Here is a 2,158-nt window from a genome sequence, read left to right on the forward strand (position 1 = left end):
GTCCCGGACGTCCCGCTCACCTTCTTCAAGCCGTCCACCTCGGTGATCGGCCCGACCGAGAGCATCGCCTACCCGCCGTTCTCCTCGGACGTCCACCACGAGGCCGAACTCGCCGTGGTGATCGGCCGGATGTGCCGCGAGGTCCCGCTGGAGCGGGTGCCCGAGGTGATCCTCGGCTACACCTGCGCCAACGACGTGACCGCCCGCGACGTCCAGCAGCGCGAGGGCCAGTGGGCCCGGGCCAAGGGCTTCGACACCGCCTGCCCGCTCGGCCCCTGGATCGAGACCGACGTCGACCCGGGCGACCTCGCGATCACCTGCACGGTCAACGGCGAGCTCCGCCAGAGCGGGCGCACCTCCCAGATGGTCCGCTCGGTGGCCGAGCTGATCGTCCACATCTCCGAGGCCATGACGCTGCTGCCCGGCGACGTCATCCTCACCGGCACACCCGCTGGGGTGGGCCCCGTCAACGTCGGCGACGAGGTCGCCGTCTCCATCGAAGGCATCGGCACTCTCGCCAACAAGGTGATCAAGCGTGGCTAACACTGACCCGGCCGTCCGGGTTCGCTTCTGTCCCTCCCCGACCGGCAACCCCCACGTGGGCCTGGTCCGCACCGCCCTCTTCAACTGGGCCTACGCCCGCCACAACGGCGGCACGCTGGTCTTCCGGATCGAGGACACCGACGCGGCCCGCGACTCCGAGGAGTCGTACGAGCAGCTGCTCGACGCGATGCGCTGGCTCGGCTTCGACTGGGACGAGGGCCCGGAGGTCGGCGGTCCGCACGCGCCGTACCGCCAGTCGCAGCGGATGGACATCTACGCGGACGTCGCCCGCCGCCTGCACGAGGCCGGCCACGCCTACCACTGCTACTGCAGCACCGAGGAGCTGGACGCCCGCCGCGAGGCCGCCCGCGCGGCCGGCAAGCCCTCCGGCTACGACGGGCACTGCCGGGACCTGACGGACGACCAGGTCGCCGTCTACAAGCTGGAGAAGCGCGAGCCGATCCTGCGCTTCCGGATGCCCGACAAGACCATCGCGTTCGACGACCTGGTCCGCGGCACGCTCAGCTTCGAGCCGGAGAACGTGCCGGACTACGGCATCGTCCGGGCCAACGGCGCCCCGCTGTACACCCTGGTGAACCCGGTCGACGACGCCCTCATGGGCATCACGCACGTGCTGCGCGGCGAGGACCTGCTGTCCTCCACCCCGCGCCAGATCGCGCTGTACGAGGCGCTCGCCGGGATCGGCGTGGGCACCGGCGCCACCCCGCGCTTCGGCCACCTGCCGTACGTGATGGGCGAGGGCAACAAGAAGCTCTCCAAGCGCGACCCGCAGGCCTCGCTGAACCTGTACCGCGAGCGCGGTTTCATCCGCGAGGGCCTGCTCAACTACCTGTCCCTGCTGGGCTGGTCGCTGGCCGACGACCGCGACATCTTCGACACGGACGAGCTGATCGCGGCCTTCGACATCGCGAAGGTCAACTCCAACCCGGCCCGCTTCGACCTGAAGAAGTGCGAGGCGATCAACGCCGAGCACGTCCGCAAGCTGGCCCCGGAGGACTTCGTCCGCCGCCTGGTGCCGTACCTGCAGGCCCCCGGCCTGCTGCCGGCCGAGCCCACCGCCGAGCAGCTGGACCTGCTCGCCAAGGTGGCGCCGCTCACCCAGGAGCGGATGGTCGTGCTGAGCGAGATCGTCAACATGGCCGGCTTCCTCTTCGTCGACCCGGCCGACTTCGCGGTCGACCCGGACGACGCCGCCAAGGCGCTGACCGCGGACTCCCGCCCGGTGCTGGAGGCCAGCATCAAGGCGCTGGAGGAGCTCGGGGACTTCACCCCGGAGCCGATCCAGGCCGCGCTGCGCGAGGCGCTGGTGGAGGGGCTGGGCATCAAGCCCAAGTTCGCCTTCACGCCGCTGCGGGTGGCCGTCACCGGCCGCCGGGTCTCGCCGCCGCTGTTCGAGTCGATGGAGCTCCTCGGCCGCCCCGAGACGCTGCGTCGCCTGCGTTCCGCCCTGGACGCCCTGCCGGCCGCCTGAACGGGCCGCTGAGCACGCCCGCGGGGGCCGGCCGGGGGGCGGGCCCCCCGCGCAACCCGGGGGCCTCCCCCCCCCCCCCCCACCGGCGGGGGGGGTTGTGGAGTGTGGAGCGCGCGCAGACGG

The 2,158-nt window shown here is 72.0% G+C and carries 2 protein-coding genes; both read left to right on the forward strand.

Annotation, left to right across the window (positions count from 1 at the left end; genetic code table 11):
- The coding region (locus tag ACFV4F_RS43175) for a fumarylacetoacetate hydrolase family protein (RefSeq protein ID WP_380511506.1) at positions 1-543 on the forward strand (543 nt) is incomplete at its 5' end.
- Entirely contained in the window at positions 536-2,035 is a 1,500-nt protein-coding gene (gene gltX / locus ACFV4F_RS43180; RefSeq protein ID WP_380499460.1) for a glutamate--tRNA ligase, read from the forward strand. The genes ACFV4F_RS43175 and gltX, both read left to right, overlap by 8 nt.
- Positions 2,036-2,158 lie beyond the last annotated feature (123 nt).

It is taken from the genome of Kitasatospora sp. NPDC059722 (assembly GCF_042733235.1).
Taxonomy (GTDB): Bacteria; Actinomycetota; Actinomycetes; order Streptomycetales; family Streptomycetaceae; genus Kitasatospora.